The organism is Streptomyces sp. NPDC042100 (assembly GCF_055582325.1).
In genome coordinates this window covers 97,600-121,593 of record NZ_JBVJDK010000005.1, presented here as the reverse complement: position 1 = coordinate 121,593, position 23,994 = coordinate 97,600, and the positions used below count along the sequence as shown (strand labels likewise).

The 23,994-nt window shown below is 72.2% G+C and carries 22 protein-coding genes; 10 read left to right on the top strand and 12 right to left on the bottom strand.

What is annotated here, in order from left to right; translation table 11 throughout:
- Positions 1-32 precede the first annotated feature (32 nt).
- From ACZ6J5_RS12965 to ctaC, 3 genes are read right to left on the bottom strand one after another with little or no spacing between them, the layout of a single operon-like run.
- Complete coding sequence (locus tag ACZ6J5_RS12965; protein WP_469390726.1) at positions 33-431, bottom strand: cytochrome c oxidase subunit 4; 399 nt, start codon at positions 429-431, stop codon at positions 33-35.
- Complete coding sequence (ctaD, locus tag ACZ6J5_RS12960) at positions 428-2,161, bottom strand: aa3-type cytochrome oxidase subunit I (RefSeq protein WP_469390724.1); 1,734 nt, start codon at positions 2,159-2,161, stop codon at positions 428-430. The genes ACZ6J5_RS12965 and ctaD overlap by 4 nt, the downstream gene beginning before the upstream one ends.
- Positions 2,158-3,156 (bottom strand): aa3-type cytochrome oxidase subunit II, encoded by a 999-nt coding sequence (gene ctaC, locus ACZ6J5_RS12955; protein WP_469390722.1) that lies wholly within the window; start codon positions 3,154-3,156, stop codon positions 2,158-2,160. The genes ctaD and ctaC overlap by 4 nt, the downstream gene beginning before the upstream one ends.
- 310 nt (positions 3,157-3,466) lie before the next feature.
- Here ctaC and ACZ6J5_RS12950 point away from each other — a divergent pair, with 310 nt between their 5' ends.
- A complete protein-coding gene (locus ACZ6J5_RS12950; protein WP_469390720.1) occupies positions 3,467-4,858 on the top strand; it encodes an aminotransferase class V-fold PLP-dependent enzyme in 1,392 nt (463 codons plus the stop codon).
- Between the two features lie 85 nt (positions 4,859-4,943).
- Here the strand turns inward: ACZ6J5_RS12950 and ACZ6J5_RS12945 are convergent, their stop codons facing one another.
- Positions 4,944-5,918 (bottom strand): carbohydrate kinase family protein, encoded by a 975-nt coding sequence (locus tag ACZ6J5_RS12945; RefSeq protein ID WP_469390718.1) that lies wholly within the window; start codon positions 5,916-5,918, stop codon positions 4,944-4,946.
- A 131-nt stretch (positions 5,919-6,049) separates the two neighbouring features.
- Here ACZ6J5_RS12945 and ACZ6J5_RS12940 point away from each other — a divergent pair, with 131 nt between their 5' ends.
- Together ACZ6J5_RS12940 and ACZ6J5_RS12935 are read left to right on the top strand one after the other, a co-directional pair.
- Positions 6,050-6,256 carry a hypothetical protein gene (locus ACZ6J5_RS12940; protein WP_362477339.1) on the top strand — a complete coding sequence of 69 codons (207 nt, stop codon included), beginning with the start codon at positions 6,050-6,052 and terminating at the stop codon, positions 6,254-6,256.
- Between the two features lie 106 nt (positions 6,257-6,362).
- Positions 6,363-7,832 carry a hypothetical protein gene (locus ACZ6J5_RS12935; RefSeq protein WP_469390716.1) on the top strand — a complete coding sequence of 490 codons (1,470 nt, stop codon included), beginning with the start codon at positions 6,363-6,365 and terminating at the stop codon, positions 7,830-7,832.
- Positions 7,833-7,907: 75 nt separating this feature from the next.
- Here ACZ6J5_RS12935 and ACZ6J5_RS12930 read toward each other — a convergent pair whose 3' ends face one another.
- Positions 7,908-8,264, bottom strand: a complete 357-nt coding sequence (locus ACZ6J5_RS12930; protein ID WP_361238410.1) for a HesB/IscA family protein — start codon at positions 8,262-8,264, stop codon at positions 7,908-7,910.
- A 256-nt stretch (positions 8,265-8,520) separates the two neighbouring features.
- Between ACZ6J5_RS12930 and nadA the strand changes: the two genes are divergently transcribed.
- Positions 8,521-9,708 carry a quinolinate synthase NadA gene (gene nadA, locus ACZ6J5_RS12925; protein WP_469390714.1) on the top strand — a complete coding sequence of 396 codons (1,188 nt, stop codon included), beginning with the start codon at positions 8,521-8,523 and terminating at the stop codon, positions 9,706-9,708.
- 99 nt (positions 9,709-9,807) lie between these two features.
- Here the strand turns inward: nadA and ACZ6J5_RS12920 are convergent, their stop codons facing one another.
- From ACZ6J5_RS12920 to ACZ6J5_RS12900, 5 genes are all read right to left on the bottom strand, one after another.
- Positions 9,808-12,972: an efflux RND transporter permease subunit gene (locus ACZ6J5_RS12920; RefSeq protein WP_469390712.1), complete on the bottom strand. Its 3,165-nt coding sequence runs from the start codon at positions 12,970-12,972 to the stop codon at positions 9,808-9,810.
- Positions 12,973-13,150: 178 nt separating this feature from the next.
- The gene (locus ACZ6J5_RS12915) at positions 13,151-13,840 is read right to left on the bottom strand and encodes a response regulator (protein ID WP_469390710.1); all 690 of its coding nucleotides are present in this window, start codon (positions 13,838-13,840) and stop codon (positions 13,151-13,153) included.
- The gene (locus tag ACZ6J5_RS12910; RefSeq protein ID WP_469390708.1) at positions 13,837-15,114 is read right to left on the bottom strand and encodes a sensor histidine kinase; all 1,278 of its coding nucleotides are present in this window, start codon (positions 15,112-15,114) and stop codon (positions 13,837-13,839) included. The genes ACZ6J5_RS12915 and ACZ6J5_RS12910 overlap by 4 nt, the downstream gene beginning before the upstream one ends.
- Positions 15,115-15,178: 64 nt before the next feature.
- Positions 15,179-15,457 (bottom strand): PspA-associated protein PspAA, encoded by a 279-nt coding sequence (gene pspAA / locus ACZ6J5_RS12905; protein ID WP_469390706.1) that lies wholly within the window; start codon positions 15,455-15,457, stop codon positions 15,179-15,181.
- Between the two features lie 11 nt (positions 15,458-15,468).
- Complete coding sequence (locus ACZ6J5_RS12900; protein ID WP_362477315.1) at positions 15,469-16,263, bottom strand: PspA/IM30 family protein; 795 nt, start codon at positions 16,261-16,263, stop codon at positions 15,469-15,471.
- 249 nt (positions 16,264-16,512) lie between these two features.
- Between ACZ6J5_RS12900 and ACZ6J5_RS12895 the strand changes: the two genes are divergently transcribed.
- Positions 16,513-17,115, top strand: a complete 603-nt coding sequence (locus ACZ6J5_RS12895) for a DUF3043 domain-containing protein (RefSeq protein ID WP_469390704.1) — start codon at positions 16,513-16,515, stop codon at positions 17,113-17,115.
- Positions 17,112-17,906, top strand: coding sequence for a methyltransferase domain-containing protein (locus tag ACZ6J5_RS12890; protein ID WP_469391352.1), 795 nt, complete (start codon positions 17,112-17,114; stop codon positions 17,904-17,906). Before ACZ6J5_RS12895 ends, ACZ6J5_RS12890 begins: the two co-directional genes overlap by 4 nt.
- Positions 17,907-17,977: 71 nt before the next feature.
- On the opposite strand, the gene ACZ6J5_RS12885 is transcribed toward ACZ6J5_RS12890, so the two are convergent.
- The gene (locus tag ACZ6J5_RS12885) at positions 17,978-18,184 is read right to left on the bottom strand and encodes a hypothetical protein (RefSeq protein ID WP_362477309.1); all 207 of its coding nucleotides are present in this window, start codon (positions 18,182-18,184) and stop codon (positions 17,978-17,980) included.
- 80 nt (positions 18,185-18,264) lie between these two features.
- Between ACZ6J5_RS12885 and ACZ6J5_RS12880 the strand changes: the two genes are divergently transcribed.
- The 4 genes from ACZ6J5_RS12880 to ACZ6J5_RS12865 all read left to right on the top strand — a co-directional run bounded on the left by ACZ6J5_RS12880 (position 18,265) and on the right by ACZ6J5_RS12865 (position 23,229).
- Complete coding sequence (locus tag ACZ6J5_RS12880; RefSeq protein ID WP_469390702.1) at positions 18,265-19,467, top strand: bifunctional adenosylcobinamide kinase/adenosylcobinamide-phosphate guanylyltransferase; 1,203 nt, start codon at positions 18,265-18,267, stop codon at positions 19,465-19,467.
- 108 nt (positions 19,468-19,575) lie between these two features.
- A complete protein-coding gene (cobT, locus tag ACZ6J5_RS12875) occupies positions 19,576-20,634 on the top strand; it encodes a nicotinate-nucleotide--dimethylbenzimidazole phosphoribosyltransferase (protein WP_469390700.1) in 1,059 nt (352 codons plus the stop codon).
- A gap of 97 nt (positions 20,635-20,731) precedes the next feature.
- A complete protein-coding gene (locus ACZ6J5_RS12870; protein WP_469390698.1) occupies positions 20,732-22,492 on the top strand; it encodes a phosphatidylglycerol lysyltransferase domain-containing protein in 1,761 nt (586 codons plus the stop codon).
- A complete protein-coding gene (locus ACZ6J5_RS12865) occupies positions 22,489-23,229 on the top strand; it encodes a hypothetical protein (protein ID WP_469390696.1) in 741 nt (246 codons plus the stop codon). Before ACZ6J5_RS12870 ends, ACZ6J5_RS12865 begins: the two co-directional genes overlap by 4 nt.
- Here ACZ6J5_RS12865 and ACZ6J5_RS12860 read toward each other — a convergent pair.
- Positions 23,166-23,933: a hypothetical protein gene (locus ACZ6J5_RS12860; protein ID WP_469390694.1), complete on the bottom strand. Its 768-nt coding sequence runs from the start codon at positions 23,931-23,933 to the stop codon at positions 23,166-23,168. The genes ACZ6J5_RS12865 and ACZ6J5_RS12860 overlap by 64 nt on opposite strands.
- Positions 23,934-23,994: the final 61 nt, after the last annotated feature.

The following is a 23,994-nucleotide window of genomic DNA, read 5'->3' as shown; positions in this document are numbered from 1 at the left end:
GCCCCTCGGGGTGTTACGGGGTACCGCGGGTGCTACTGGTTCTGGTTCTCACCGCGGTAGAACTCGAAGACCCAGCCGAAGATGCCGACCAGGATCACCGGGGCGGAGAAGTACAGCAGCCACCAGCCCATCGCGATGGACAGGAAGGCGAGCGCGCCGCCGATGGCCAGCGCGAGCGGCTGCCAGCTGTGGGGGGCGAAGAAGCCCACCTCGCCGGCCTCGTCCGCGACGTCGGCCTCCTTGTCGTCCTGCGCCATGGTGTCGACCCGCTTGGCCGTGAAGGCCAGGTAGTAGCCGATCATGATGCAGAGACCGAACGTCAGGAACAGCGCCGTCGTGCCGACCGGCTCCTTCGACCACACGCCATAGAGGATCGCCATGGCGAGGACGAAGACGCTCAGCCAGATGAACATCTTGCCCTGGATCTTCACTTGCCGGTCTCCTTGCCGCCGGTGAGCGCCGCCACCTCGTGACCCTTGTTCTCGAGCTGGTCGAGAGCAGCGATCTCAGGGTGGTGCAGGTCGAACGCCGGGGATTCCGAACGGATCCGCGGCAGGGTGAGGAAGTTGTGCCGCGGCGGCGGGCAGGACGTCGCCCACTCGAGCGAGCGGCCGTAGCCCCACGGGTCGTCCACCTCGACCTTCTTGCCGTACTTGGCGGTCTTCCACACGTTGTAGAAGAACGGCAGCATCGACAGGCCGAGCAGGAACGACGAGATCGTCGAGATCGTGTTCAGCGCCGTGAAGCCGTCCGCGTCCAGGTAGTCCGCGTAACGACGCGGCATACCCTCGGCGCCCAGCCAGTGCTGGACCAGGAAGGTGCCGTGGAAGCCCACGAAGAGCGTCCAGAAGGTCATCTTGCCGAGCCGCTCGTCCAGCATCTTGCCGGTGAACTTCGGCCACCAGAAGTGGAAGCCGGAGAACATCGCGAAGACCACGGTGCCGAAGATGACGTAGTGGAAGTGCGCGACGACGAAGTACGAGTCGGAGACGTGGAAGTCCATCGGGGGCGAGGCCAGGATGACGCCGGTCAGACCACCGAAGGTGAAGGTGATCAGGAAGCCGACGGCCCAGAGCATCGGGGTCTCGAAGGACAGCGAGCCCTTCCACATCGTTCCGATCCAGTTGAAGAACTTCACGCCGGTCGGTACGGCGATGAGGAACGTCATGAAGGAGAAGAACGGGAGGAGCACGCCTCCGGTGACGTACATGTGGTGGGCCCACACGGTCACGGACAGACCGGCGATCGCGATGGTCGCGGCCACCAGGCCGATGTAGCCGAACATCGGCTTGCGGCTGAAGACCGGGATGACCTCGGAGATGATGCCGAAGAAGGGCAAGGCGATGATGTACACCTCTGGGTGTCCGAAGAACCAGAAGAGGTGTTGCCAGAGCAATGCTCCGCCGTTGGCCGCGTCGAAGACGTGGGCACCGAACTTGCGGTCCGCCTCCAGGGCGAAGAGCGCCGCCGCCAGCACCGGGAAGGCGAGCAGGACCAGGACACCGGTCAGCAGCACGTTCCAGGTGAAGATCGGCATGCGGAACATCGTCATGCCCGGAGCGCGCATGCAGATGATCGTGGTGATGAAGTTGACCGAGCCGAGGATCGTGCCGAAGCCGGAGAAGGCCAGACCCATGATCCACATGTCGGCGCCGACACCCGGCGAGCGGACGGCGTCCGACAGCGGGGAGTAGGCGAACCAGCCGAAGTCCGCCGCACCCTGCGGGGTGAGGAAGCCGGCCACGGCGATGATCGAGCCGAAGAGGTACAGCCAGTACGCGAACATGTTCAGCCGCGGGAACGCCACGTCGGGCGCGCCGATCTGCAGCGGCATGATCCAGTTCGCGAAGCCCGCGAAGAGCGGGGTGGCGAACATCAGCAGCATGATCGTGCCATGCATGGTGAACGCCTGGTTGAACTGCTCGTTCGACATGATCTGCGTGCCCGGACGGGCAAGCTCGGCGCGCATGAAGAGCGCCATCAGACCGCCGATGATGAAGAACACGAACGACGTCACCAGGTACATGGTGCCGATCGTCTTGTGGTCGGTGGTGGTAAGCCACTTCACCACGACATTGCCGGGCTGCTTGCGGCGGACCGGGACCTCGTTCTCGTACGAGTCCTCAGCCGCTGCCCCGTGGGGTTCGTTGAGAATGCTCACAGCTTGTTCGTCTCCGCATTCCGAGCCGGGTCCGTCTGCTCAATGCCGGACGGGATGTAGCCGGTCTGCCCCTTCTCCGCCAGCTCCTTCAGGTGCTGCTGGTAGCGCTCCGGAGAGACCACCTTGACGTTGAAGAGCATCCGGGAGTGGTCGACACCGCACAGCTCGGCGCACTTGCCGAGGAACGTGCCCTCCTGGGTCGGGGTGACCTCGAAGGCGTTGGTGTGACCCGGGATGACGTCCTGCTTCATGAGGAAGGGGACCACCCAGAAGGAGTGGATGACGTCACGGGAGGTCAGGACGAACCGGACCTTCTCGCCCTTGGGCAGCCACAGGGTCGGGCCCGGGTTGCCGGTCTGCGGGTTCCGGGTACCGGGGATGCCGGCGTCGTAGACGCCGCCCGCGTTCGCGGGGAACGCGTCCTTGTACTTGTCCGGAATCGCCGCGAGGTTCTTGTCCGTCTTGGCGTCGCCCTTCACACCGGGCACGTCCTCGACGTAGTTGAAGCCCCAGCTCCACTGGTAGCCGACCACGTTCACGGTGTGGGCCGGCTTCGGGGAGAGCTCGAGGAGCTTCGACTCGTCGCGCGCGGTGAAGTAGAAGAGCACCGAGACGATGATGAGCGGGGTGACCGTGTACAGCGCCTCGATGGGCATGTTGTACCGGGTCTGCGGAGGTACCTCCACCTTGGTGCGGCTGCGCCGGTGGAAGATGGTGGCCCACAGGATCAGGCCCCACACCAGCACGCCCGTGATGAGCGCTGCCGCCCACGAACCCTGCCAGAGGGAGAGGATCCGAGGGGCCTCTTCCGTCACCGGAGTGGGCATGCCAAGGCGGGGGAAGTCTTCCCAGTTGTACGAGCAGCCGGTGGCTGTCGCCAGGATCAGGCCCGCAGTCAGCACCTGCGGCAGCTTCCGCCGCATCGGGCGCCGCGACGCGGGGGTACCGCCCGCGCCTTTCGGGCTGCGGGGGAGGTCGGAGCCGTTGGGACTCACGTAGCGCCTTCCCGAGAGTCTCGGCCCGCGTTGGTCGGCCACGGCCGTCCGTCTCGCTGGTCGGTCGCCGCCCCGGCCGCGGGCAGGGGTTTGGATGTTTATGCGGACCAAACCCTACTGGACGCTATTTGGGGTCGCGCGGGGAGGGTGCCCAACGCGCCGTCCGAGTCCCCGAAGGGGTGGAGTCGGGGGTTCCGGAGGCGGGTTCCGCAGGGCCGATCGGCCCTGCGGACCGTACATCTGACGGGGGCTTACCCGGTTGCCCCCACCGCGGCGGACGACGGCCGGACGGCGGGGTTAGCGTGGGCGGATGGCCTACTTCGACACCGCGTCCGCCGCCCCGCCGCACCCCGTCGCCCGCCAGGCGCTGCTCGCCTCCCTGGACGAGGGCTGGGCCGACCCGGCCCGGCTGCACCGGGAGGGGCGGCGGGCCCGGATGCTGCTGGACGCCGCCCGGGAGGCCGCCGCGGAGGCCGTGGGCTGCCGTCCGGACGAGCTCGTGTTCACTCCTTCGGGGACGCGCGCTGTTCACGCGGGGGTCGCCGGGGCGCTCGCCGGGCGCCGGCGGGTCGGGGACCGGCTGGTGGTGTCGGCGGTCGAGCACTCCTGTGTGCTGCACGCCGGGGAGGCCCACGCGGCGGCCGGCGGCTCGGTGACCGAGGTCCCGGTGGGGCGCTCGGGCGCGGTGGACCCGGAGGTCTTCGCGGCGGCGCTGGACGCCCGTACGGCCCTGGCCTGTCTGCAGTCGGCCAACCACGAGGTGGGCACCGAGCAGCCGGTGGCCGAGGTCGCGGCGGCCTGCCGGGCGGCCGGGGTGCCGCTGCTGGTGGACGCGGCGCAGTCGCTGGGCTGGGGTCCGGTACCGGAGGGCTGGTCGCTGCTGGCGGCGAGCGCGCACAAGTGGGGCGGCCCGGCGGGGGTGGGGCTGCTCGCGGTGCGCAAGGGGGTCCGGTTCGCCCCGCGGGGCCCGGCGGACGAGCGGGAGTCGGGACGGGCGCCGGGCTTCGAGAACCTGCCGGCGATCGTGGCGGCGGCGGCCTCGCTGCGGGCGGTGCGGGCGGAGGCGGCGGCCGAGGCGGCGCGGCTGCGGGTCCTGGTGGACCGGATCCGGGCGCGGGTGCCGGAGCTGGTGGCGGACGTGGAAGTGGTGGGCGATCCGGTGCGGCGGCTGCCGCACCTGGTCACCTTCTCCTGTCTCTATGTCGACGGAGAGGCGCTGCTGCACGAGCTGGACCGGGAGGGTTTCTCCGTTTCGTCCGGTTCGTCGTGTACGAGCTCGACGCTGACGCCCAGCCATGTGCTGCGCGCCATGGGGGTGCTGAGCGAGGGGAACGTGCGGGTGTCGCTGCCCTCGGGCACCTCCCCGGAGGACGTGGACCGCTTCCTCGCGGTGCTGCCGGGCGCGGTCGCCTCGGTGCGGGACCGGCTCGGGGCCCCCGGCTCCCCGGCGGCGGCCGCGCCCGCGCCCGCGCCCGGCACGCTGCTGGTGGACGCGCTCGGCAGGCGCTGCCCGATCCCGGTGATCGAGCTCGCGAAGGTGTTCGGCTCGGTGCCGGTGGGCGGCACGGTGACGGTCCTGTCGGACGACGAGGCGGCGCGGCTCGACATCCCGGCCTGGTGCGAGATGCGCGGTCAGGAGTACGTGGGCGAGGAGCCCTCGCCGAAGGGCGGCACGGCGTACGTGGTGCGGCGGCTGTCCTGATGAGGGACCGGGGGACGCGGGAAGCCCCGGTCCGCGCCGTACGGGCGGCGGGCCGGGGCTTCCGGGGGCCTGGCGGGGCCGGGTGTCAGGAGAGGTGCGCCTGGACCTCGGCGGCGGCCTCGTCGCCGTACGCCTTGGTGAAGCGGTCCATGAAGTTGGCGCGGCGCAGGGTGTACTCCTGGGTGCCCAGGGTCTCGATCACGAGGGTGGCGAGCATGCAGCCGACCTGGGCGGCGCGCTCCAGGCCGACACCCCAGGCCAGGCCGGTGAGGAAGCCGGCGCGGAAGGCGTCGCCGACGCCGGTCGGGTCGACCTTGGCGTCCTCCTCCGGGCAGCCGACCTCGATGGCCGGCTCGCCGACGCGCTCGATGCGCACGCCGCGGGAGCCGAGGGTGGTGACGCGGTGGCCGACGCGCTCCAGGATCTCCTGCTCGGTCCAGCCGGTCTTGGACTCGATGAGGCCCTTCTCGTACTCGTTGGAGAAGAGGTAGGTGGCCCCGTCGAGGAGGGTGCGGATCTCCTCGCCGTCCATGCGGGCGATCTGCTGCGAGAAGTCGGCCGCGAAGGGGATCTCGCGGTCGCGGCACTCCTCGGTGTGACGCAGCATCGCCTCGGGGTCGTCGGCACCGATCAGGACCAGGTCGAGACCGCCGACGCGGTCGGCGACGGCCTTCAGCTCGATCAGGCGCGCCTCGCTCATGGCGCCGGTGTAGAAGGAGCCGATCTGGTTGTGGTCGCTGTCCGTGGTGCAGACGAACCGGGCGGTGTGCAGGACCTCGGAGATGCGCACCGAGCCGGTGTCGACGCCGTGGCGGTCAAGCCAGGCGCGGTACTCGTCGAAGTCGTAGCCCGCGGCGCCGACGAGCACCGGCTTGCCGCCGAGCTGGCCCATGCCGAAGCAGATGTTGGGGCCGACGCCGCCTCGGCGGATGTCGAGGTTGTCCACGAGGAAGGACAGGGAGACCGTGTGGAGCTGGTCCGCCACGAGCTGGTCGGCGAACCGGCCCGGGAAGGTCATGAGGTGATCGGTGGCGATGGAGCCGGTGACTGCGATACGCACGGCTGGACGCTCCTGCGGGAAGGACGGTAATGACAGTTCACGCTACCGGGTGCGCGGGCCGTTGCCGAACAGCGGAAACTACCCCAGAGTAGGGCTTTTCTCCGAAGTGGTGGCCTGCGTACGGTGCCGCCATGACCCAGTACCCCGCTCCCCGTGAGCCCCAGGAGTCCGAGTTCAGCCTCGCACAGCTGTGCGGGGACGGTGCGCGGATGGCTCCGCACTGGGCGGCCCCGGCCGTTCCCCAGGCCGCTCCGGTCTCCCCCGCGCTCATCCACGGCGTCGAGGTGCCGGCCGCCTCGGCCCGCCTGATCGCCGCCACCGCCGAGTACGGGGGCTGACGGAACCGTTCGCCCACCGCTCCCGTCCCAGGGGTGTCCTTCCCTGGGACGACTCGGATGACCCTGTCAGCGAATCTGTCAGTGAATCTGTCAGAAGGAGCGTGCGGTGAGCAGTACGGAGAACCGGTCCCGCAAGCGCGGCCCGCTCCTCGTCGCCTCGGTGGCGGCGGGGGTGCTGCTGGCCGGCGGCGGGGGTGTCTACTACGCGGCCACGGCCGCCGGCGGGTCCGGCGGCGACGCGAAGGCGGTGGCGCCCGGCGCCCCGCCGGTGCCTCGGCCGGCCCAGGGCGCCGACGGCGGCCCGGGGATCGCGCCGGGCGAGCCGGACCCGGGCGGCGGTGCGGGCGGGACGGTCTACCGGGCCGAGGGCGCCCTGCCCCGGGGGCCCGCCGAGGCGGCGGTGTACCGGCCCGAGGGCCGGATCACGGCGGCGGAGGTGACCCGGCTCGCGAAGGCGCTCGGCCTGGCGGGCACCCCGCGCCTGGTGGGCGAGGTGTGGCGGCTGGCCCCGGACCGGGACGAGTCCGGGCCTCGGCTGGACGTCTCGGCGCGGGCGCCCGGGAGCTGGACGTACAGCTGGTCCCAGGGCGGCCCGGTGGGCGACACCTGTCTGAAGGGCAAGGCGTGCCCGCCGCCCGGGGAGGCCGAGACCCCTCGGGGCGGCACTCCGGTGAGCGAGGCGGCGGCGAGGGCGGCGGTGGCGCCGGTGCTCAAGGCGGCCGGCCAGGACGGCGCCAAGCTGGACGCGCGGCAGCTGATGAACGGCTCGGTGCGGGTGGTCAACGCGGACCCGGTGGTGGGCGGCCTGCCGACGTACGGCTGGTCGACCGGGGTGCACGTGGGTCCGGACGGCGCGCTGGTGGCCGGGAGCGGGCGGCTGCGGGCGCCGGTGGCGGGGGACGCCCGTCCGGTGATCGGGGCGCGGCAGGCCCTGGACGAGCTGAACGCGGAGGCGAAGGGAAGCGGCCGGGTCGGGATCGGCGGCTGCGCGACCGATCCCCCGGCGGGCGGCGCGGCGGAGCCCCGGTCGGGGGCGGCGGAGCCGCGGGGCGAGCGGCCGGCGGCGCCATGCCGCACGGCGGGTCCGGCGGGTCCGGCGGAGCCGACGGTGGTCACGGTGACCGGGGCGCGGTTCGGGCTGGCCGCGGAGTATGCGGACGGCGCGCAGGTGCTGGTGCCGGCGTGGCTGTTCGAGGCGCGCGGGGCGGCGGGCTCGGCCCCGTACACGGTGGTGCGGACGGCGCTGGAGGCGCGCTCTCCGGCGCCGTCGGCGACGTCCTCCCCCGGGCCGGGCACGGGGACGGCGCCGGCCCGGCTGGTCTCCTCGTTCACGGCGGACCCGGCCGCCCGGAAGCTGACGGTGAGCTTCTGGGGCGGGGTCTGCAGCACGTACACGGTGACGGCGGAGGAGACGTCGGAGCGGGTGCTGGTGCGGATCGCGGAGCGGCCGACGGACCCGGACCGGGTGTGCGTCGCGATGGCGGTGGAGATCACGCGTTCGGTGCCGCTGGAGCGGCCGCTGGGCGGGCGTCCGGTGGTGGACGCGGCGAGCGGGCAGCCGGTGCCCCGGGGCTGAGCGCGGACGCGGGAGGGCGGCACCCGGTGCGGGTGCCGCCCTCTCGTACGCGGTGGCTCAGCGGCCGGCTACGGCTTAGCTGAAGCTGTCGCCGCAGGCGCAGGAGCCCGTGGCGTTCGGGTTGTCGATCGTGAAGCCCTGCTTCTCGATGGTGTCGACGAAGTCGATGGAGGCGCCGCCGAGGTAGGGGGCGCTCATGCGGTCGGTGACGACCTTGACGCCGTCGAAGTCCTTCACGACGTCGCCGTCGAGCGAACGCTCGTCGAAGAAGAGCTGGTAGCGCAGGCCGGAGCAGCCGCCGGGCTGAACGGCGACGCGCAGCGCGAGGTCGTCACGGCCTTCCTGGTCGAGGAGGGCCTTGACCTTCGCCGCGGCGGCGTCGGACAGGAGGATGCCGTCGCTGACAGTGGTCTGGTCGTCCGATACGGACATCTGCTTCTCTCCCGGTTTGGTACGGAGACTGCTTGCCGACGGTTGCAACCGGCGGGGCCGCGGATTCATTCCGGGCCGAGGCGTGTCTTTCCCTTTCATGCTCGCACACCCGGCGCGGAAGAGGGAGCGGCGAATTCGTCACATCGACACTATGGCCATCGTCAAAGTGACGTGAACCGGTTATGATAGATAGCGTCATTTAGACGAAAAGACCCTTCGAGGCGGACCTCGGAGGCTCAACGCAGAAGTAGAAAGGGTGCGTGACGTGACCACCGCCCAGCCCCTGGACGTCCAGCCGACGCCGCTCGCCCTGCTGCTCCTCGGCCGCGAGGCCGACCCGAAGAGCGAGCGCGGCGTGGAGTGCCCCGGCGACCTGCCGTCGCCCTCCGACCCGGACCTGGTGGAGCGTGCCCGCGCCGCCAAGGAGAAGCTCGGGGACAAGGTCTTCGTCCTCGGGCACCACTACCAGCGCGACGAGGTCATCCAGTTCGCCGACGTCACCGGTGACTCCTTCAAGCTGGCCCGCGACGCCGCCGCCCGGCCGGAGGCCGAGTACATCGTCTTCTGCGGTGTGCACTTCATGGCCGAGTCGGCCGACATCCTCACCTCGGACGAGCAGAAGGTCGTGCTCCCGGACCTGGCCGCCGGCTGCTCGATGGCCGACATGGCCACCGCCGAGCAGGTCGCGGAGTGCTGGGACGTGCTGACCGAGGCGGGCGTCGCCGAGCAGGTCGTGCCCGTCTCGTACATGAACTCCTCCGCCGACATCAAGGCCTTCACCGGCAAGCACGGCGGCACCATCTGCACCTCCTCCAACGCGAAGAAGGCCCTGGACTGGGCCTTCGAGCAGGGCGAGAAGGTGCTGTTCCTGCCGGACCAGCACCTGGGCCGCAACACCGCCGTCCGCGACATGGGCATGTCCCTGGACGACTGCGTGCTCTACAACCCGCACAAGCCCAACGGCGGCCTGACCGCCGAGGAGCTGCGGAACGCGAAGATGATCCTGTGGCGCGGGCACTGCTCGGTGCACGGGCGCTTCTCGCTGGAGTCGGTCGAGGACGTCCGGGCGCGGATCCCCGGCGTCAACGTGCTCGTCCACCCCGAGTGCAGGCACGAGGTCGTCGCCGCCGCGGACTACGTGGGCTCGACCGAGTACATCATCAAGGCCCTGGAGGCGGCCCCGGCCGGCTCGAAGTGGGCGATCGGCACCGAGCTGAACCTGGTCCGCCGGCTGGCGAACCGGTTCGCCGCCGAGGACAAGGAGATCGTCTTCCTCGACAAGACGGTCTGCTTCTGCTCGACCATGAACCGCATCGACCTGCCGCACCTGGTGTGGACCCTGGAGTCGCTGGCCGAGGGCAAGCTGGTCAACCAGATCCGGGTCGACCGGGAGACCGAGGCCTTCGCCAAGCTGGCGCTGGAGCGGATGCTGGCGCTGCCGTAACCCATGCCGTATCCCATGCCGTAACGATTCGTCTCGGCAACGCCAAGGGGCGCCCCGCGTGATCGCGGGGCGCCCCTCGCCGTGTGCGGCCGGGCCGGGTCAGAGGTCCAGCGCGTCCAGCAGCGTCGCGTCCGCCGGGCCGACGTCCGGCTGCTCGGCGTTGACCGTCGCGTCGTCCTCGTCGCGCTTCTTCGCCTTCGCCGCCTTCTTCGCCGCCTTCTTCGCGGCGCGGCGCTCCTTGCGGAGCTCCACCATCGCGTAGAGCGTCGGCACCAGCAGCAGGGTGAGCAGCGTCGAGCTGATCAGACCGCCGATGACGACCACGGCCAGCGGCTGGGCGATGAAGCCGCCCTGGCCGGTGATGCCGAGCGCCATCGGGAGCAGGGCGAAGATCGTCGCCAGGGCGGTCATCAGGATCGGGCGCAGCCGGTGCCGGCCGCCCTCGACGACCGCCTCGACGACGCCGAGACCCTGCGCCCGGTACTGGTTGATCAGGTCGATCAGGACGATCGCGTTGGTCACCACGATGCCGATGAGCATCAGCATGCCGATGAGCGCGGGCACGCCCATCGCGGTGCCGGTGAGCACCAGCAGGCCGAGCGCGCCGGTCGCCGCGAACGGGATGGAGACCAGCAGGATCAGCGGCTGGATCAGCGAGCGGAAGGTCGCGACCAGCAGCATGAAGACGATCGCGACGGCGGCGAGCATCGCCAGGAACAGGTTGACGAAGGCGTCGGACTGGTCCTCGGAGACGCCGCCGATGGTGGCGGTCGCGCCGGCCGGCAGCTTCAGCTCCTTCAGCTTGGTCTGCAGGGCGGCGCTGACCGCGCCGGTGTTGTCGCCGACCGGGGTGGCGGTGACGGTCGCCGCGCGGGCGCCGTCGATCCGGGTCTTGGAGACCGGGCCCGGGACCAGCTCGACGGTGGCGACGTCACCGAGCTTCACCGGGCCGAGCGGCAGCGCCTTCAGCTCGGCGAGGGTGGTGGCCGGCGCGGCCGAGGTGATGAGGACGTCCCGCTCGGTGTCGTCGAGGATCGCCTTGCCGGACGGGGTGCCGTGCACGGCCTGGCCGACGACCATGCCGAGCGTGGTGGCGTCGAAGCCGAAGTCGGCGGCCTTGGCGTTGGGCCGGACGGAGATCCGGGGGACGGACTGCGAGAGGTCGCTCTGCACGTCGGTGACGTCCTTGAGCTCCCCGACCGCGGTCTTCACCTGGTCGGCGGCGGCCTTGAGGACGGCCGGGTCGGCGGCCTTGACGACGACGCTCAGGTCCTGGCTGCCGAAGGCGGCGCCGGCCGAGATGGTGGTGTCGCCGATGCCGTCCAGCTTGGCGAGGGCGGCCTCGACGCTGTCGTGGACCTTCCCGTACGAGGCGGAGTCCGCGAGCGCGACCTGGTAGGTGGCCTGGTTGGCGCCGGTGCCGCCGCCGAAGGCCGCCATGAAGCCGGAGGAGCCGACGGTGACCTGGTAGTCCTTGACGCCCTCGGTGTCCGCGAGGACCTTCTCGACCTTCTTGGCGGCCTCGTCGGCCGCGCTCAGGCTGGTGCCGGGCGCCAGCTCCTGGCGCACGGTCAGGACCTCCTGCTCGCCCTGGTCGAAGAAGTTGGTCTTCAGCAGCGGGGTCATGCCGAAGGTGACCACGAGGACCGCCACGGCGATGCCCACACTGGTGAGGCGGCGCCGGGTGGCGAACCGCAGCACCGGCACGTACAGGCGCTGGAGCCGGCTCCTGTTCTCCTTCTCCTCGGCGAGGCGGCGGGCCTCCTCCTGGTCCTCGGAGGTGCCCTTGGGGGCGCGCAGGAACCAGTACGAGAGGACCGGGACGACCGTCAGCGAGACCAGCAGCGAGGCCAGCAGGGCCGCGGTGACGGTCAGCGAGAAGGAGCCGAAGAGCTGGCCGATCATGCCGCCGGTCAGGCCGATCGGCAGGAAGACGGCGACGGTGGTGAGGGTGGAGGAGGTGACGGCGCCGGCCACCTCGCGGACCGCGGTGAGGATCGCGGTCTCGCGCTCCTCGCCGTACCCGAGGTGCCGCTTGATGTTCTCCAGGACCACGATCGAGTCGTCGACGACCCGGCCGATGGCGATGGTGAGCGCGCCGAGGGTGAGCATGTTCAGGGAGAGGTCGCGGGTCCACAGCACGATGAGCGCGAGGACGACCGAGAGCGGGATGGAGACCGCGGTGACCAGGGTGGAGCGGATCGAGGTGAGGAAGACCAGGATCACCAGGACGGCCATGACCAGGCCGAGCATGCCCTCGGTGGTGAGGCCGGAGATGGACTTGGCGACGGCCGGGCCCTGGTCGGAGACGACGGTCAGCTCGGCGCCGGAGCCGAGGTCCTGGCGCAGCTTCGGCAGCTTGTCCTTGACCGCGTCCGAGATGCCGACGGCGCTGCCGTCCTGGTCCATGGTGGCGTAGACGGCGAGGCTGGGCTTGCCGTTGGTGCGGGTGAGGGAGACCCGCGGGGACTCCTCCTGCTTCACCTCGGCCACGTCGCCGAGGCGGACCGAGCCGCCCCGCTCGGGCTTGATCCGCAGGTCCTGGATCTGCTGGAGCGAGGTGAAGCCGCCGCCGACCTGGACGGTGCGGCTCTTGCCGTCCTCGGAGAAGGCGCCGGCCGGGAGGGTGGCGCCGCCGTTGCGGACCGCCTCGGCCAGCTTCATGGTGTTCAGGCCCGCCGCGGCCAGCTTGGCCGGGTCGGGGGTGATGGAGACCTGGAGGTCCTGGACGCCCGAGACGGTGACCTGGCCGACGCCGTCGATGCCCTCCAGGGCGGGCACGACGGTCCGCTCCAGCTGGTCGGCGAGCGCCTGCGGGTCCTTGTCCGAGGAGACGGCGAGGACCACGGTCGGCATGTCGTCCGTGGAACCCGCGATGACCTGCGGGTCCACCGTGTCGGGGAGCTGGGAGCGGACCCGGTTGACGGCCTGCTGGACGTCGGCGACGAGCTGCTTGGTCGACTCGTCGCCGTAGTCGAAGCTGGCCATGATGACCGCGCTGCCCTCGGAGGCGGTCGAGGTGACGCCCTTGACGCCGTCGACGGCCTTCAGGGAGTTCTCGATCGGCTCGACGACCTGCTTCTCGACCACGTCGGGAGAGGCGCCCTGGTAGGGGGCGATGACCGAGACCATCGGGAACTCGATCGACGGGAACAGCTGCTGCTTGAGCTGCGGGATCGCTATCGCCCCGAAGAGCAGGGCGACGAGGGACATCAGGCCGATCAGGGCCCGTTGCTTGAGGCTGAATCTGGACAGCCAGGACATGCGGTCTCACTTCCGTGGCGTACTCGGCAGGCGGCCGGCCACCCCCGGGGAGCGCCGTCCGGGCACCGCCAGGGGTGCCCGCCTACACCTTCGGCCATGGGAAGGACAGGATCCTCGGCCCCCGGGCCCAATTCCTTATGCCGCGCATACCGCGTCTGGAGTACGCCGGGGCCCGGTCTCACTCCACCCGTGGACGTACGAGGCCCGACTCGTACGCGGTGACGACCAGTTGGGCGCGGTCGCGGGCGCCCAGCTTGGCCATGGTCCGGTTCACATGGGTCTTGACGGTGAGCGGGCTGACGTCGAGCCGCTCGGCGATCTCGTCGTTGGAGTGGCCGCCCGCGACGAGGACCAGCACCTCGCGCTCGCGGGCGGTCAGCGCCGCCAGCCGGGCGGAGCGGCCGGGGCCCGGGTCGTCCTCCGGCTCCGCGCCGCCGCCCTGCGCGAGGAAGCGGGCGATCAGGCCCTTGGTGGCCGCCGGGGACAGCAGGGCGTCGCCGGCCGCCGCGATCCGGATGGCGCCCAGCAGCTCCTCCGGTTCGGCGCCCTTGCCGAGGAAGCCGGAGGCCCCGGCGCGCAGCGAGCGCACCACGTACTCGTCGACCTCGAAGGTGGTGAGCATGACGATCCGTACGGCGGACAGCTCCGGGTCCGCGGTGATCATGCGGGTGGCGGCGAGCCCGTCGGTGCCCGGCATCCGGATGTCCATCAGGACCACGTCGGCGCGCTCGGAGCGGGCCAGCGCGACCGCCTGGGCCCCGTCGGCGGCCTCGGCGACCACCTCCATGTCCGGCTCGGAGTCCACCAGCACCCTGAAGGCGCTGCGCAGCAGTGCCTGGTCGTCGGCGAGCAGTACCCGGATGGTCACGCTTCCTCCCCGCTGTCGGCGTTCACCGGCAGTATCGCCTGGACCCGGAAGCCGCCCCCGTAGCGGGGTTCGGCGGTGAGCGTGCCGCCGAGCGCGGTCACCCGCTCCCGCATCCCGAGCAGCCCGTGCCCGCCGCCCGCGGAGAGGCCGCCGGGCGCGGCGGGCGGCGGCAGCGGCGGGCCGTCGTCCAGGACGGTGACCTCCACCGTGCGGCCGACCCGGACGACGCTGACCTCGGCCCGGGCCTCGGGCCCGGCGTGCTTGCGCACGTTGGTCAGCGCCTCCTGGACGATCCGGTACGCGGCGAGGTCCACGGCGGCGGGCAGCGCGCCGCCGGCGCCGGTGCGGGCCAGCTCCACGGGCAGCCCGGCGTTGCGGAAGGTGGCCAGCAGGTCGTCGAGGACGGCGAGGCCCGCGACCGGCTCGGTGGGGGCCTCCGGGTCGCCGGACTGGCGCAGCAGCCCGACCGTGGCGCGCAGCTCGTCCAGGGCGGAGCGGCTGGCGGCGCGGACGTGCGCGAGGGCCTCCTTGGCCTGGTCGGGGCGCTTGTCCATGACGTGCGCGGCGACCCCGGCCTGCACGTTGACCAGGGCGATGTGGTGGGCGACGACGTCGTGGAGGTCACGGGCGATCCGCAGCCGCTCCTCGGCGACCCGGCGGCGGGCCTCCTCCTCGCGGGTGCGCTCGGCCCGTTCGGCCCGCTCCCGGATGGCGTCCACGAAGGCGCGGCGGCTGCGCACCGCGTCGCCGGCGGCCGCGGCCATCCCGGTCCAGGCGAAGACGCCCAGGTTCTCCTGCGCGTACCAGGGGGTGCGGCCGAAGAACATCGCGGAGGCGGTGAGCACGCCCATGGTGGCGAGGCCGAGCCGCCAGGTGGTGGGGCGGTCGGTGCGGGCGGCGACGGTGTAGAGCGCGACGACGGCGCTCATGGTGACGGGCGCGGGCCGGGCGTCGCCGACCAGTTCGACCAGGGCGAGGACGGTGGTGACGGCCAGCACCGGGATGGGCCGGCGGCGGCGCAGCACCAGGGCGGCGGCGCCGAGCACCATGAGGACCACGCCCTCGGGGGTGGGCGCGCGGGTGCCGAAGGTGGGGCCGTCGGGGCCGTGCGGGTCGGTGAAGGAGCTGATGACCATGGCCACCAGCACCAGCAGCGCGAGGGCCGCGTCGAAGGCGAGCGAGACGAGAGGGGGGTGCCCCCGGACGGAGTCCGGGGGCGGTGGGGTGCGCTGGCCCGCCCGGGCGCGGGCGAGGAGGGCGGCGTCGGTCGTCACAGCGGGAAACGGTACGGCGCCGGCGGGCCGGGACGCGTGTCCCGGCCCGGATTCCGGCCTCCGGTCAGCCCGGGATCAGACCGTCGTCGGAGAGCATCCGACGCACCTCGTCGAGGCTCGCGTCGGGCGCCGGGAGGATCAGCTCGGACGGTTCGAGGGCGTCCTCGGGCAGTGGCTCGCCGAGCCGCCGCACGGCGTCGAGCAGGGCGCCGAGGGTGCGCCGGAAGCCCGGCTCGTCCCCCGACTCCATCTCTGCCAGCAACTCGTCGTCGAGCGTGTTGAGCTCGGCGAAGTGGCTGTCGGCCAGCTTCCACTGGCCCTCCCCCATGATCCGTACGATCATGACGTGCCGCCCTACTTCTCGAAGCGCGGGTGGGACTGCTGCGTCCGGTCCTGGGGGGCGGCGGCGCCGCCGCCCTCGATGGCCTGCTGCTGCGCCGACGGACCGCCGGCCAGCTCCGCCTTCATCCGCTGGAGCTCCAGCTCGACGTCCGTGCCGCCGGACAGCCGGTCGAGCTCCGCCTGGATGTCGTCCTTGCCGAGACCGGACTGGTCGTCGAGCGCGCCCGAGGCGAGCAGCTCGTCGATCGCGCCGGCCCGTGCCTGGAGCTGGGCGGTCTTGTCCTCGGCCCGCTGGATCGCGAGGCCGACGTCGCTCATCTCCTCCGAGATGCCGGAGAAGGACTCGGCGATCCGGGTCTGCGCCTGGGCCGCCGTGTAGGTCGCCTTGATGGTCTCCTTCTTGGTGCGGAAGGCGTCGACCTTGGCCTGCAGGCGCTGGGCGGCGAGGGTGAGCTTCTCCTCCTCGCCCTGGAGCGTCTGGTGCTGCACCTCCAGGTCGCTGACCTGCTGCTGCAGCGCGGCGCGCCGGGACAGCGCCTCGCGCGCCAGGTCCTCGCGGCCGAGCGCCAGCGCCTTGCGGCCCTGGTCCTCCAGCTTCGCGGACTGGCCCTGCAACTGGTTCAGCTGCAGTTCGAGGCGCTTGCGGGAGGTCGCCACGTCGGCGACGCCGCGGCGCACCTTCTGCAGCAGCTCCAGCTGTTTCTGGTACGAGTAATCGAGGGTCTCGCGCGGATCCTCGGCCCGGTCGAGGGCCTTGTTTGCCTTCGCGCGGAAGATCATCCCCATACGCTTCATGACACCGCTCATGGGCTTCGCGCGCCCCCTTCTGACGGACTGGGCTCCAGCTCTCCAACAGAAACCACAGTACGGTTCCTCTCTCCATTACCGCACTGTTCGGGACCCGATGTGCTCCTCCCCAAGGACGACTGATGATCATCCGGCATCCCGCGCAGGGAGTAGAGGAACCCCGGTGTCCCCTGGCAGGGACGCTGTCCGTTAGCGGATCGTTCCCGCCGACGCTGGGGTCCATGCGCGGCAGCACGTACCCTTGGCCTTGTGTTCCGTAGCCGTTCGAAGGATGAGAAGGCCCCCACCGAGAAGGTGACGGCGGACCTCTCCAAGCAGCCCCGCGACCCCGAGGCCCCCAAGGGCCGCCCGACCCCGAAGCGGAGTGATGCCCAGTCCCAGCGCCGTCGCGCGCAGTCCGCGCCGCTGGACCGCAAGGAAGCCGCCAAGCGCCAGCGCGAGGCGCGCCGCACCGACATGGTCCGGCAGCGCGAGGCCCTGGCCAGCGGTGACGAGCGCTATCTGCCCGCCCGCGACAAGGGTCCCGTGCGGCGCTTCGTGCGCGACTTCGTCGACTCGCGCTTCGCGGTCGCCGAGTTCTTCCTGCCGATGGCGGTGGTGATCCTCGTCCTGTCGCTGTTCGGCAGCAAGGCGCCGCAGCTGCAGACGATCTCGCTGCTGCTGTGGGCCGGTGTGATCGTGATGATCGTGATCGACTCGATCGGCATCGTCTTCCGGCTGCGCAAGCAGCTGAACGAGCGCTTCCCGAACGAGCCGAAGCGCGGCGCCGTCGCGTACGGCCTGATGCGCACGCTCCAGATGCGCCGCCTGCGGCTGCCGAAGCCGCAGGTCAAGCGCGGAGAGCGGCCCTGAGCGCGGAAGGCCCCGGGCTGCCCGTCATCGCCCACTGGCCGGTCGTTCCCGGCGGACTGCGTGACACGGTCCGCCAGGAGCTGATCGCGCGGCAGGTCGACGAGCAGATAACCGGCCGCTACCCGGTGGGGCAGCGGCTGCGGATCCTGGACGCCGGCATGGGGCAGGGCACCCAGGCCCTGCGGCTGGCCCGCGCCGGGCACACGGTGACCGGCCTGGAGGCCGATCCCGAGCTGCTGAAGGCGGCGCGGGAGTCGCTGGCGACCGAGCCGGCCGGGATCCGCGAGCGGGTCCGGCTGATCGAGGGCGAGGGGCGCGAGACCGGGGTGCACTTCCTGCCCGGCAGCTTCGACGTCGTCCTCTGCCACGGCGTGCTCATGTACGCCGACGAGCCCGACGCGCTGCTGGCGGGGCTGGCCCGGATGCTGGCCCCCGGCGGGCTGCTGTCCCTGGTGGTCCGCAACGCCGAGGCGCTGGCCATGCGGCCGGGCCTCGCCGGGGACTGGTCGGACGCGCTCGACGCCTTCGATTCGGACGTCTACACCGACCGCAACGGCACCAAGGTGCGGGCCGACCGGCTGGACGCGCTGACCGCGACCCTCGCCGGGATCGCGGCGCCGCTGCACGCCTGGTACGGCGTGCGGGTCTTCACCGACGGCATCCCGGGCGACGAGGGCCTGCCGGCCGCGGACGAGCTGGAGCGGCTGCTGGCCGCCGAGGACCGGGCCGGGCGGGCCGATCCGTACCGGCGCATCGCGGGACTGCTGCACCTCTGCGGCGTACGGGGCTGAGCGCCCCGGGTCGCGGGGTGCGGGCCCCGGGCCCGCACCCCGCGCGCCCTCTTCTCGGCCCGCCCCTCTTCCTAGCCTTCGGCGTCGAGCGCCATGGGGCCGTAGATCTTCGCCCCGTCCTCGGAGAGCGTCACCTGGTCCGCGCCGCCGTCGAGCAGCTCGCGCCAGTTCTCACCGATCCAGGACTCCGCGTCGCCCTGGGTGGGGAACTCCTCCGGGGTCACCGCCGGTGCCACCTCGGTGCCGTCGGTCTTCTCGAACCGCCACGTCCATGCCATGCCAGCCTCCGGATGATCGGTTTCCTGCCCGCAGCGTAGCCGGGCGCGCACCGCTCGCGGTGACGCGGGAAAATCTCAGGGTGGAACTCACTCTGCTCGGTACCGGCGCGCCCCTCGGACTCCCCCGACCCGACTGCCCCTGCGCGGTGTGCGCGCTGTCCCGCGGGGAGCGGGCACGGGCGGCGACCTCGCTGCTCGTGGACGGGGCGCTACTGCTCGACCTGACCCCGGGGGCGGCGCTGGCCGCGGCCCGGTCCGGGCACTCGCTGGTGGGGGTGCGGCAGGTGCTGCTGACGCATCCGCACGACGGGCCCGCCGTGGAGCTGCCGGCCGGGCTGCCGACGGCGGGGCGGGTGCCGGACGGGCGGGAGCTGACGCTGATCAGCGGGCACCGGGTGCGGGCGGTGCCGATGGACGCGCCGGGCACCGGTTACGAGGTGACCTCGGCGGAGGGCGAGCGGCTGCTGTACCTGCCGCCGGGCGGGGCCGCGGCCGGGCTGCCGGACGACCACCGGCCGCCGTACGACATGGTGCTCGCGGACGTGACGGGCCGCCCGGACGCGCTGGCCCGGCTGCGGGCGGCCGGGGCGGTCGGGCCGAGCACGGACGTGATCGCCGTGCACCTGGACCACGACGCGCCCACCGGGGCGGAGCTGGAGCGGCGGCTCGCGGCGGCGGGGGCGCGGGCGGTGCCGGACGGGACGACGCTGTACGTGGGCGAGTACCACGCGGTGCCGGACGTGCCGCGCCGGACGCTGGTCACGGGCGGTGCCCGGTCGGGGAAGTCGGTGGAGGCCGAGCGGCGCCTGGAGACCTTCCCCGAGGTGCTGTACGTGGCGACCGGCGGGACCCGCGAGGGCGACCCGGAGTGGGCGCAGCGGGTGGGGCTGCACCGGGACCGGCGGCCGGGCTCCTGGCGTACCGCCGAGACCACGGATCTGGTGCCGCTGCTGGCCGGCGAGGGACCGGCGCTGCTGATCGACTGCCTGTCGCTGTGGCTGACGGACGCCATGGACCGGGTCGGGGCGTGGGACGACGAGCGGTGGGCCGCGGGCGGCCGGGAGGCGCTGGCGGCGCGGACGGCGGAGCTGGTGGCGGCGGTGCGGGCGACCCCGCGCACGGTGGTGGCGGTGACCAACGAGGTGGGTTCGGGGGTGGTGCCCGCGACGGCCTCGGGGCGCCGCTTCCGCGACGAGCTGGGGCGGCTGAACGCGGCCTTCGCCGACGAGTGCGAGCAGGTGCTGCTGGTGGTGGCGGGGCAGGCGCTGGTGCTGCGGGGGTAGCGGGCGGCGGCGGGGCGGCCGCGGAGGCGGTTCCCGGGGGCCCGGGTAGGGTTCGAACGTCCTGTGACCATGGCCACGAACGATCGACGTCCCTAGGCGGAACGAACCTTGAACCTCGACGACTTCTCCGATCTGATCGAGCGCCCCGACGGGGGGATCCGGCGTGACGCCGAGGAGCGCAGGGAGCGGCTGAGCGTGCGCCCCGGCGCGCTCGGGCGGCTGGACGAACTGGGCGAGTGGCTGTCGGCGGCGCAGGGCGCGGTGCCGCCCCGGCCGGTGGAGCAGCCCAAGGTGGTGCTCTTCGCGGGCGACCACGGGGTGGCCGCGCTGGGCGTCTCCGGGCGGGCCGAGGGCGGCGGGCACGCGCTGGTGCGCGCGGTGCTGGACGGGTCGAGCCCGGTGGCGGTGCTGGCCCGGGCGCAGGGCGTGCCGGTGCGGGTGGTGGACGCGGGCCTGGACTGCGATCCGGAGCTGCTGCCGGCCGAGGTGACCCGGCGCCGGGTGCGGCGCGGCACGGGCCGGATCGACAGGGAGAACGCGCAGACGCTGGAGGAGACCCGGGCGGCCCTGGAGCTGGGCATCGCGGTCGCCGACGAGGAGGCCGACTCGGGCACCGATCTGGTGGTGCTCGGGGATCTGAGCGTGGGCGGCACGACGGCGGCGTCGACGCTGATCGCGGCGCTGTGCGGGACGGACGCCTCGGTGGTGACCGGCCGGGGCGGCGCCGGGATCGACGACCTGGCGTGGATGCGCAAGTGCGCGGCGGTCCGGGACGCGCTGCGCCGGGCCCGGCCGGTGCTGGGCGACCAGTTGGAGCTGCTGGCGGCGGTCGGCGGGCCGGACCTGGCGGCGACGGTCGGTTTCCTGCTCCAGTCCTCGGTGCGGCGGCTGCCGGTGATCCTGGACGGGGTGGTGGGCGCGGCCTGCGCGCTGGTGGCGCAGCGGGCGGCGTTCCGGGCGCCGGACTGGTGGCTGGCGGGGCAGGTGAGCGGGGAGCCGGCGCAGGCGAAGGCATTGGACCGGATGTCGCTCAACCCTCTGCTCGATCACGGCGTCACTGTGGGCGAGGGAACCGGGGCACTGCTCGCTCTTCCCCTCGTCCGGGCCGCCGCCGCGCTGGCCGCGGAGCTGCCGGAGACCACTCCGGTGGTGGACGAGGTGGTCTGAGCCGGATGACGGGTCCGGATGCGCCCGTACCGCCACGCGCGGACGGACGTATCCGGCGGTCAGTCATGCGGAGCGATGCCCCATATGATCGCTTTTCATGGGAGAGGTCCGCTTGTCCACCGAAGAAGCGCCCCGGACCACGGTCCGCTCGCGGCGCAGCGCCGCGTTCGCCGTCTGGTATCTGCGGGCCGTCACGTTCGTCAATCTGCTGAGCGCGGTCTGGGTCTCGTTCGGCCAGGACCTGCGCCGGCACAACATCGACGAACTCTTCACCCCGTACATGCTCACGGCGGGCTTCGCCTCCGGCGTCTTCACCCTCTTCCTCGCGATCACCATGCGCCGCCGCAAGCGCGCCGCCTGGATCCTCAACCTGGTGCTCAGCGGGCTCTTCCTGCTGCTCTTCGCGCTGGTGATGGTCTTCCCCGAGATCCGCGCGCACGCGCAGAACTGGGTCTCGCTGGCGCTGACCGCCGCCTTCTTCGTCTCCCTGCTGCTGGGCCGCAAGGAGTTCTACGCGAAGGGCGCCCGCTCCAATCCGCCGCTCGCCGCCGGTGTGGCGGTCGGCGGGCTGCTGGTGACCTCGCTGCTCGCCGCGCTCCTGGTCACGGTCACCAACACCGCCGCCGGGCACGCCACCTTCCTGGACCGCTGGAAGTACGGCGTGATGCGGCTGATCACGCTGGCCAGCGACGACTCCGCGTACCCCTCGATCACCACCCCGGGCTGGGTGGACGTGGTGATCAACGTCATGTCCACGCTGCTGCTCTTCGCCGTGCTGTTCGCCGCCTTCCGCTCCCGGCGGGCCGTGGACCCGCTGACCGAGCGGGACGAGGAGCTGCTGCGGGCGCTGCTGGACAAGCAGGGCGAGCGGGACTCGCTCGGCTACTTCGCGCTGCGCCGCGAGAAGAGCGTCATCTGGTCGCCCAGCGAGAAGGCGGCGATCACCTACCGGGTGGTGGGCGGGGTCTCGCTCGCCTCCGGCGACCCGATCGGCGACCCGGAGGCCTGGCCCGGGGCGATCGAGCCCTGGCTGGCGGAGGCCCGCGAGCACGGCTGGATCCCGGCCGTCATGGGCGCCAGCGAGGAGGCCGGCACCATCTACGCCCGGCACGGCCTGGACGCCCTGGAGCTGGGCGACGAGGCGATCGTGGAGACCGACGAGTTCACCCTCGACGGGCGGGCCATGCGGACCGTGCGGCAGGCCTACAACCGGGTCAAGCGGGCCGGCTACACCGTCCGCATCCGGCGCCACGAGGACATCCCCGCCGACGAGATGGACGCGCTGCTCCACAAGGCCGACGACTGGCGGGACGGGGCCACCGAGCGCGGCTTCTCCATGGCCCTCGGCCGGCTGGGCGACCCGCGCGACGGGCGCTGCGTGATGCTGGAGTGCTCCGACGAGTCGGGCGAGCTGCGGGCGCTGCTGTCCTTCGTGCCCTGGGGGCCGGAGGGCCTCTCCCTCGACCTGATGCGCCGTGACCGGGACTCCGAGAACGGCCTGATGGAGTTCATGGTGATCGAGTTGCTCCAGCGCGCGAAAGAGATCGGGATCACTCAGGTCTCGCTCAACTTCGCGATGTTCCGATCCGTCTTCGAACGCGGCTCGAAGCTCGGGGCGGGACCCGTGCTGCGCATGTGGCGTTCACTGCTCAGCTTCTTCTCCCGCTGGTGGCAGATCGAGTCGCTGTACCGCGCCAACGCCAAGTACCGACCGATCTGGGAGCCCCGTTTCATGCTCTTCGAAAAGAGCGTCGACCTGCTGCGCATCGGCCTCGCCGCCGGCCGCGCCGAGGGCTTCCTGGAAGCCCCCGGACTGCCCAAGTGGCTCCACCGCAAGCACCTGGAGGGGCGCCGGTGACAGGGGCGCGAACGGCGCGCGGCAGGCTGCGGGACTTCGCCATACGCGAGTGGGGGCCGCTGTACACGACGGTCCGCACGGCCCTGGTGACCCGCCGCTGGCGGGCGATCCCGATGACGCTGGCCGCGGTCTGCCTGACCTCGGTGTTCCAGATCGTCCAGAACCAGGACTGGGGCTACCAGGCGGTGCAGGACCTCGGCTCGGTACGGGCCGAGGACCCGCTGCTGACGGCCCTGCTGCGGACCCCGCTCTCGCTCTTCGTCCCGGCGCTGAACCTGCCGGTGTGGGGGGCGCTGGCGCAGATCCTGCTGGTCTTCGGCATCGCCGAGATCTGCCTGGGCCGCGGCCGGACCCTGCTCATCGCGTACGCGGCGACCCTGGCCGGCACGCTCTACGCCCGGCTCGGCATCGCGCTCGGCCCGGGCAGCCCGCTCGGGCTGCCCGCCTCCGACGCCCGGGTGGTGGACACCGGCCCCTCGGCGGCGGTGGTCGGCCTCGCCGTCTACATCTGCTGGCGCTACCGGGCCCGGTGGACCGGGACGCTGGTGGTCGTGGCGATGGTGGTCGAGGTGCTGATCAAGAGCAACCTGGCCGGCAAGGAGCACATCGCCGCGATCGCCGCGGTGCTGCTGCTCATCGCCCTCCAGTGGTGGCGCGAGCGCCGCCGGCCCGGTCAGCGCGGCGGCGTGGAGCCCCGCCCCGGGACCCGCTCCTGGAAGCCGCCGATCAGATCCTGAGCCCGGCGGCGGATCCGGGTCCAGCGCTTGTCGTGGCGGTAGCCGCGGATCCAGGAGCGGGCCCTGGCCCGGTGCCGGCGCCGGTAGAAGTGCCGGGCCCACCAGGAGCCGGGGCGGGCCAGCCGGACCGCGCCGACGATCCCGACGAAGGGCACCAGGGTGCCGAGCAGCGCCATCCGCAGCTTGCCCTTCACCAGCGTGACCAGCACGAAGAGGAAGTTGACCGCGAGCGTCAGCAGGAACGAGGCCCGGTCCTGGCGCTCCTCCGCCGACATGTCGTCCACGCCGAGCGGCGAGAAGCCTGCCAGGGTCAGCAGCACCAGGGCGGCGGTGAGGACGACCACCTCGACGCTCTTGCGCCCGTCCTCCGACCAGTACACGTCGTCGAGGTGCAGGATCAGCGCGAACTCGTCTAGGACCAGCCCGGCGCCGATCCCGAACAGCACCGCGAAGACCGCCGCGCCCACCCCCTCGCGGCCGCTGGCGACGGCGCCGAAGCCGCCGAGGACGGTGAGTATCACGCCCGGCACCACGTGGTGGATGTGCAGCCCGCCGGAGGAGACGTTGCGGAAGGGGCCCTTGCCGGCCCGGATCAGGCGCGTCACCGTGCGGGTGACCAGGAAGGTCAGCACGAAGGAGATCAGCGCGAGGAACAGGGGGAGCTTCCCGGGTTCGACGATGTTGCGCGAGAACCAGTGACCCATGCCACCCCTCCGCCGATTGGCCACTTTCGCTGCCATCTATACCAAATAGTCAATTTAGCCT

Excerpts from the sequence above, each read along its gene's own strand:
- ACZ6J5_RS12950 (WP_469390720.1), top strand. The coding sequence starts at position 3,467 with ATGGCCTACTTCGACACCGCGTCCGCCGCCCCGCCGCACCCCGTCGCC.
- ACZ6J5_RS12940 (WP_362477339.1), top strand. The coding sequence starts at position 6,050 with ATGACCCAGTACCCCGCTCCCCGTGAGCCCCAGGAGTCCGAGTTCAGC.
- ACZ6J5_RS12930 (WP_361238410.1), bottom strand. The coding sequence starts at position 8,264 with ATGTCCGTATCGGACGACCAGACCACTGTCAGCGACGGCATCCTCCTG.
- ACZ6J5_RS12920 (WP_469390712.1), bottom strand. The coding sequence starts at position 12,972 with ATGTCCTGGCTGTCCAGATTCAGCCTCAAGCAACGGGCCCTGATCGGC.
- pspAA (WP_469390706.1), bottom strand. The coding sequence starts at position 15,457 with ATGATCGTACGGATCATGGGGGAGGGCCAGTGGAAGCTGGCCGACAGC.
- ACZ6J5_RS12900 (WP_362477315.1), bottom strand. The coding sequence starts at position 16,263 with ATGAGCGGTGTCATGAAGCGTATGGGGATGATCTTCCGCGCGAAGGCA.
- ACZ6J5_RS12885 (WP_362477309.1), bottom strand. The coding sequence starts at position 18,184 with ATGGCATGGACGTGGCGGTTCGAGAAGACCGACGGCACCGAGGTGGCA.
- ACZ6J5_RS12870 (WP_469390698.1), top strand. The coding sequence starts at position 20,732 with ATGGGAGAGGTCCGCTTGTCCACCGAAGAAGCGCCCCGGACCACGGTC.
- ACZ6J5_RS12860 (WP_469390694.1), bottom strand. The coding sequence starts at position 23,933 with ATGGGTCACTGGTTCTCGCGCAACATCGTCGAACCCGGGAAGCTCCCC.